Source organism: Alkalibacillus haloalkaliphilus, assembly GCF_007991275.1.
In the GTDB taxonomy this organism is placed as follows: Bacteria; Bacillota; Bacilli; order Bacillales; family Alkalibacillaceae; genus Alkalibacillus; species Alkalibacillus haloalkaliphilus.
The window spans coordinates 150,428-157,400 of record NZ_BJYA01000012.1 but is presented as its reverse complement, the minus strand read 5'-3'; the positions used below and the strand labels follow the sequence as shown (position 1 = coordinate 157,400).

The 6,973-nt window shown below is 37.6% G+C and carries 6 protein-coding genes and 1 riboswitch; of the genes, 2 read left to right on the top strand and 4 right to left on the bottom strand.

The window, feature by feature from the left end; all coding sequences use genetic code 11:
- Positions 1-92: 92 nt before the first annotated feature.
- The 4 genes from AHA02nite_RS09400 to AHA02nite_RS09385 all read right to left on the bottom strand — a co-directional run bounded on the left by AHA02nite_RS09400 (position 93) and on the right by AHA02nite_RS09385 (position 3,785).
- A complete protein-coding gene (locus AHA02nite_RS09400; RefSeq protein WP_146816643.1) occupies positions 93-911 on the bottom strand; it encodes a DUF368 domain-containing protein in 819 nt (272 codons plus the stop codon).
- Between the two features lie 70 nt (positions 912-981).
- Positions 982-1,746 (bottom strand): ABC transporter ATP-binding protein, encoded by a 765-nt coding sequence (locus AHA02nite_RS09395; RefSeq protein ID WP_146816641.1) that lies wholly within the window; start codon positions 1,744-1,746, stop codon positions 982-984.
- A gap of 13 nt (positions 1,747-1,759) precedes the next feature.
- Positions 1,760-2,800 (bottom strand): FecCD family ABC transporter permease, encoded by a 1,041-nt coding sequence (locus AHA02nite_RS09390; RefSeq protein WP_146816639.1) that lies wholly within the window; start codon positions 2,798-2,800, stop codon positions 1,760-1,762.
- A gap of 28 nt (positions 2,801-2,828) precedes the next feature.
- The gene (locus AHA02nite_RS09385; RefSeq protein ID WP_170236040.1) at positions 2,829-3,785 is read right to left on the bottom strand and encodes an ABC transporter substrate-binding protein; all 957 of its coding nucleotides are present in this window, start codon (positions 3,783-3,785) and stop codon (positions 2,829-2,831) included.
- A 127-nt stretch (positions 3,786-3,912) separates the two neighbouring features.
- Positions 3,913-4,093, bottom strand: a riboswitch (cobalamin riboswitch).
- 230 nt (positions 4,094-4,323) lie between these two features.
- Between AHA02nite_RS09385 and AHA02nite_RS09380 the strand changes: the two genes are divergently transcribed.
- Positions 4,324-5,268: a BMP family lipoprotein gene (locus tag AHA02nite_RS09380; protein WP_146816636.1), complete on the top strand. Its 945-nt coding sequence runs from the start codon at positions 4,324-4,326 to the stop codon at positions 5,266-5,268.
- Positions 5,269-5,280: 12 nt separating this feature from the next.
- Positions 5,281-6,930, top strand: a complete 1,650-nt coding sequence (locus AHA02nite_RS09375) for a methyl-accepting chemotaxis protein (RefSeq protein ID WP_146816634.1) — start codon at positions 5,281-5,283, stop codon at positions 6,928-6,930.
- Positions 6,931-6,973: the final 43 nt, after the last annotated feature.

Here is a 6,973-nt window from a genome sequence, read left to right as displayed (position 1 = left end):
GGAGCTAAAAGATAAACCCGAACGAAGTCAAATTATGATTTCGTTCGGGTCTTGTGTATTAACAAGTAGTTCTGTCCCAGCTCCTTAAATATTTAATCTTGATGCTCTAATTTTCCAAGTAAATAAGCTGCGTAAATACCTGCAAAGATTAGTAATATACTTAAAGCATTTAACATGAAGCTTTCTTCAAAACCTGGATAAACGACAAACATTGAACCGAATACTAGTCCAATAATGAGCGCATATGTCTGATAAAAATACTGATTCAAGAAGTACTTAATAATTTTACTCATAATTAACAGACCAAAAACGATGCCTAAACCTAATGGTATTAAAGCTTCTATAACAACATCACTTAATATATAAACAAATGTCGGATACATTCCAACAATTAATAACAACATTGACCCACTAATACCAGGTAAGATCATAGCCGAGCTAGCTAACCAACCAGACAAGAACAACAACACGTATGTTGAAGCATCATATGTTGTAATAGTGTCAGCTACACCTTCTTGGAATAAGCCTGTTAAACCAACGAGAATCGCCGCTAAAATAAATAATGCATAATGCTGCCCGCTAAATGTCTTCTTATACTCAGACTTCTTTAACAGCATTGGGATAATCCCAACGATTAATCCTAAAAATAAAAATTGTATTTGATTTGGATAATTGTCATAAAGCCAATTAACGACATTAGATAATAAAAATAAAGCTAATAAAACACCGACTAATAACGGTACTAAAAACGCGAGATGACGTTTCCATTCACGTGTGAAGATACCATTTATTCCTTCAATTAACCTTTGATAAATACCTAAAACAACTGCGATTGTTCCACCACTGACCCCTGGAATTAGATCACTGATTCCCATAAGGCCACCGCGGTATAAGTTCCGCCATTCAATCATTAATAATCCCCATTTCCATCTTGTCCTACTTAACTCTATTATACTAAAAGTTGTTTGTATGACTATGGTTTTACAATAAAATTTGTGGGATATTTGATTTTGGATGACGTATTATTTCTGGCTTAGTTTGATAAACCGTCTGTAACGTGTCAGCTTCAATGATTTCTTCACTAGTGCCTTGCTTTATAACTTCACCGTTATTCATTAAAACCAATTGATCACAATACTGTGCAGCTAAATTCAAGTCGTGAAGTACCATAAGCACCGTTAATTGATCACGGTTTTGCCACTCTTTAACTAAATTTAAAACATTTACTTGATAACCTATATCCAAATATGATGTCGGTTCGTCTAATAATAAAACTTCAGGTTCTTGAACCATTGCTTTAGCGATCGCAACACGTTGCCTTTCACCGCCACTTAACGTATCAAGCATTTGATTACGAAAACTATCTAAACCAGTCATACTTAATACGTTCTCAACACGCTTGTAGTCTTCTGTTCCTTCTCTTTGAAAGAAGCTTAAATGCGGATAACGCCCCATTAATACCGCATCATAAACCGTCATTGGATAAGGTGATAAACCATCTTGTGTTAAGACAGACACTTTTTGCGCCAGCTTTTTAACCGACCACTTACCCGCTTCCTTTCCTAGAACTTTTACCGTTCCGCTCGTCGGCTCTTCTAGACCAGATAACAGTTTCATTAATGTGGACTTTCCCGCACCATTAGGGCCAATTAAACCAATACAGGCACCTTCGTCTACTTTAAACGAGACGTCATTTAACAACCACTTATTCTCTACTTGTTTAGAAACATTTTCAATTGTGATCATTTATAAAAGCCTCCTAAAAGTACTCTCGCTTCGTTCTTCGTAATAAATAAGCGAAAAATGGTGCCCCTAAAAAGGCAGTAATAATCCCTAACGGTAATTCACGTGGAGCCATTAATACACGCGCTAACGTATCAGCACCGACTAAGAAAATAGCACCACCGAAGATCGATAAAGGCAAGATTAACCGGTAGTCAGCTCCAACGATCAATCTTATGATATGTGGAACGACTAAACCGACAAAACCAATCGCACCCGATACAGAAACTGCAGCACCTGTCATAATAGACGCTAGTATTAATAAATAAAACCGAGTTTTTTCTACAGAAACCCCTGAATGGTGTGCTACTTCTTCACCTAGTCCTAGCATATTTAGCTCTCTTGCATAGAACAAAGCGATTATGGAACAAATTAAAATGATTGGTAAGACAATTTGATTATAGCTCCAATCAGTTAACGTTAAGCTACCCATCATCCAAAATACAATGGTTTGTAGTTGTTCATTCGCTAAAGCCATTACAAGAGAAAGGCAAGCGCCAATAAACGCTTGAACGACTACACCTGCAAGTATAATCGTTTCCATTCTTACTTTTTGACCGATTCTTGCTAAAAAATACACGACCATAAGTGTTCCAAAACCAAACATAAAAGCAACAACTGGTAAAGTAAACTTGCCTAACCAAACGACTTGAAAACCGAAGGCAAAGACTAGAGCTGCACCAAAAGACGCTCCAGAAGAGACACCTAATATAAATGGGTCAGCTAACGGGTTACGTAACACCCCTTGATATATAGCGCCTGCTAAAGCAAGCGCAGCGCCAACTATTGCGGCTAAAATTACTCTAGGCATTCGTATATCAAGTACAATAGTTTCTGTTGAATCACTCCAGCTTGGTTCAATCCACTGATGAATGTAAGGCAATTCAGCAAACACAATGAGCCATACATCTTGCCAGTTTATATTTGCTGCTCCGACTGTAATCGCAAGAGACATCACAACAAGTAAGGTGGTCAGTAAAGCTGGTATAGCAATTGACAATATTAAGCGGTTGTTCATTTGTTAACACCTAGTTTCAATTTACTACTTACTCCACATAATCTGGGTATAAAATTGATGCTATTTCTTCTAGCCCATCTACTAATCGAGGACCAGGACGTGATACGGTATCATTATGAATGTCGTAAACCTCTTCATTTTCTACCGCTGTAATCGAATCCCAACCTGATCGTTGTAAAACAGATTCAGCAACATCATCTGTATAGTAACCGTAAGTTGTAATAATGACATCAGGATTACGTTCAATGACAACCTCTTCACTCACTTGTGGCCATCCTTCCTGATCAGCGATAATATTCTCACCACCAGCAAGTGTTATTAGTTCATGTAAAAATGATCCTTCACCACCGGAGTACAGTTCTGGACCAACTTCCATCCATACACTCTTACGTTCTTCTTCTGGTACTTCATTCACTGCTTGAGTGACCTCTTCTACTTTCATTTCCATCTCGTTAACTATTTGTTCAGCTTGTTCTGTTTGGCCTGTTGCTTGACCGACTAACTCTATATCTTCATATACCCCTTCAAGACTTTGAGAGCCTAATGTTACAACGTTAAGACCCGCGCTTCTCATTGCTTCTAAGTCATCTGCATTATTTAAATCAGCAATGACGACATCAGGTTCTAACTCAACAATCTTTTCAATATTTAAATTCATGTCACCTACTGTTTCTTCTACTTCAAACACTTCTTCTGGATAATCAGCCCATTCAGATACACCAACGACTTGGTCGCCTGCACCTACAGCATACACAATTTCTGTAGCACTAGGGATGACAGACACGATTCGGTCAACTTCCCCTTCTATTGTAACCTCTTCACCTGCTTGATCAGTCAAGGTTACAGATTCACCTGTAGACTCCTCAGTAGGTTCATTCGTTGATTCATTTGTTTCCCCTTCATCTTGTTGGCATGCTGCTAACCCGACAGCAAGCACTAACATTAGTACTAAAAACAGTTTTGTCCATAAGCTTTGTTTCCTCATATTCCTCTTCCTCTCTGAATTAAAATGTACCCTCATCTCCTACACGGGCAGGAAATGAGGGTACACACCTCAGTTACTATATAAAATCAACAGACTGTATATAGCTTTTCCTTTAAACCCGAAGGAAATGAGCTAAAACAAATAGGCAGGTCTCCTGGCTTAGGTTCATTGCTTCTAACCCCTTCCCGTCTAAGACAGTGGATCAGTTAGTCGCTTCCCCTTACAGTGGCGGGACCGCGTCGGACTTGCACCGACTTCCCTTTTAAGTAAACAGTTGATCTGCTTACACCCATTTATTCTATGTATTTTATTATCAACTTCTATATTAAGCTTAATTTCCTACAACGTCAATATATCGATACTGTTCTTGCTCAAGTGCATATTAACCCGTTGGACTTAACCGTACTTAAATTACAATCTTTTCTTAAAATTTGAACTTTTTCATAATCCATAAAAAAATACCAAATTAATCCGATAATAGTTTAGTACCACATCTTTTCGATATAATTCGACAAACACTTTAATATTGGAGGAACTTATGAAACTTAGTAGATTAATAACAGCATTGCTTATAATCATGACTTTAATAGCTTGCTCTTCTGAAACTGAACAACAAGAAGATGAAACCATTAGTGCAGGCCTTTTAGTAACGGAAAGCGGTTTAGGTGACAACGCATTTAGTGACCTTGCCTTTCAAGGGTTAGCCCAGGCACGCGATGAACTTAATGTTGTTTTTGATTACCGTGAACCATTTGATGAAGAATACGAACGACATTTAGAAGAATTAATTGAACAAGAGCATGATGTGATCTTCGGCTTAAGTTTCTCAACTGCTCCGGCAATTGAGGCGATGGCCGAGACTCACCCTGAACAACAGTTTGTCATAATTGATGACGTCATTGACCTACCTAATGTAACTTCAATTACTTTTAAAGAAGATGAAGGAAGCTACTTAATAGGGTTAATTGCTGGCATGCGAACTGAATCAGATGTTGTTGGTTTTATTGGCGGTGTAGATAGTGAAGTTATTCGTACTTTTGAACAAGGCTTTGTAGAAGGTGTAGAAGAAGCCAATTCAGACGCTGAAATTTTAATAGAATATGCTGGCACTTTTGATGATGATCAACTTGGTGCCGACATAGCCGATAACATGATTGATGAAGGGGCTGATTACCTTTTCCCTTCTGCAGGCTTTACAGGGACTGGAGCCCTTCAAGAAGCTGAGAGTGAAGGGATCTATGCTTTTGGAGTAGATACCGACCAATACACAATAGCAGAAGACGCTGTCGTTACATCAATGGTTAAAAATGTTAACACAGCCATTTATGAAGTTGTTGAAAGCTTACAAAACGGTGAAGTATTAAATGGTGAGCATTTAGTGCTTGGCCTTGATGAAGACGGTGTTGGCCTAGCACCTATTCGTGTTATTGAGCTATCAACATTAGAAGAAAGAACCCTAGAACAAGCCCAAGATGAGTCGTAAAGGAGTGGACTAATGAATATAAAACGTAAATTATACATTATGACGTTAATCCCTTTACTTTTAAGTTTAGCTCTTGTCTCTTGGATCGTATTTGAAATGATTAATTTTCAAAGCTCATCTCAAGAAGATGTAGACGTTTTATTAGAAAGTAAAGAGTTTTATGCACAATTACAAGCTTCTGAACAAGCTTTATCTACATACTTTTACAGCCCATCAGAAGCAACAAGACAAGATGCTTTATTTCAAATTGAGCAAACTGAACAAACAATTGAGACTCTCTCAAACTTAATTGAAACAGATGAACAGGCTCGTTGGCTAAACCAAGCTGAAACAAAATATGAAGACTGGCAAGAGCTAACAGTTATGGCGATTGAGCAAGAAAATATGAACGAAATTCACCGCCAATCTTTAAGAACATCTGGATTAGTTAATGATGCTTACATGTTAGAGCGTGCTTCAACCCATTGGTACAATAATACAATCCAAGAACAAGAAACGATGATTAACAGTCTAGTAACATTTATTGTAATTGCGAGTATTGTACTAATCGCGTCATCACTAATATTATCAGTACGGTTATCTAATAGAATTGCCAACCCTTTACAACTATTATCGAAACAAGCTCAAGAAGCTGCTGATGGAAAACTCTCAATCACAGTTGATGTAAATGAAAAAGAAAAAGATGAGATTGGCCAATTAAAACGCTCATTTAAAACGATGATGGACAATTTAAGTCAAACTGTTCATTCAATCCATAGTATAAATAACCGAGTAAATGATTTTAGCAACCAATTAAACGAAGAAATTAATAGTTTAACTGAAGGTACTCAACAAGTTGCTAGTTCAACTGACGAATTAGCCCAAGGCAGTCAGTCCATTTCTAACGATGTACAAGATGCTGTTACTTTAGTGGAACAAATGCAACAAGACTTCATTTCAAACACAGAAGAAAGTAAGCTCGCCAATGAAGCAAGTAATCAAGCTCAACAAGCTGTTGGAAACGGAAATGAAGCTATGAAAGATCAGCGCTCCATTATGGAAAGCAACCAAGTAGCGATCTCCCAAGTTAAGAATTCAGTTGATCAATTTACAAACTACACAGAGCAAATTGAATCTGCTGTCGAATTAGTCAATGATATTGCTGAACAAACAAACCTACTCGCACTTAATGCAGCTATTGAAGCAGCAAGAGCAGGTGAACATGGACAAGGGTTTGCTGTCGTTGCTGATGAAGTTAGAAAGCTTGCAGACCAATCGACATCAGCTACAGGCGATATAAAACAAATGGTAGAACAAATCAAACAAGGTGTTAAAACGATTCACGACCAAACTGAACAAACGACAAACTTAAGCACTAAACAAACTGAAGTCGTTGCCATATCAGAAAATGCCTTTAGTTCAATAACTGAACACGTCAATGACATCTATGAACGGTTAAACAAACTAACTGAAGGTATGAATTATTCACGACAACAAAGTGAACAAATTACTTCTACAATGGAAAGTATTAGTTCAGTAACAGAAGAGACAGCTGCAGGTACTGAAGAAATATCAGCTTCAGCAGCTGAACAGCAGAACGCTTTCCAAAAACTTAAAGCAGAATCTGAAAAGTTAGAAGAGATGATCCAGGAGTTAAACGAACAAACATCACATTTTTATTAATTGAGAAGAGTTAGGTGAAACTGAAATCACCTAACTCTTTTTA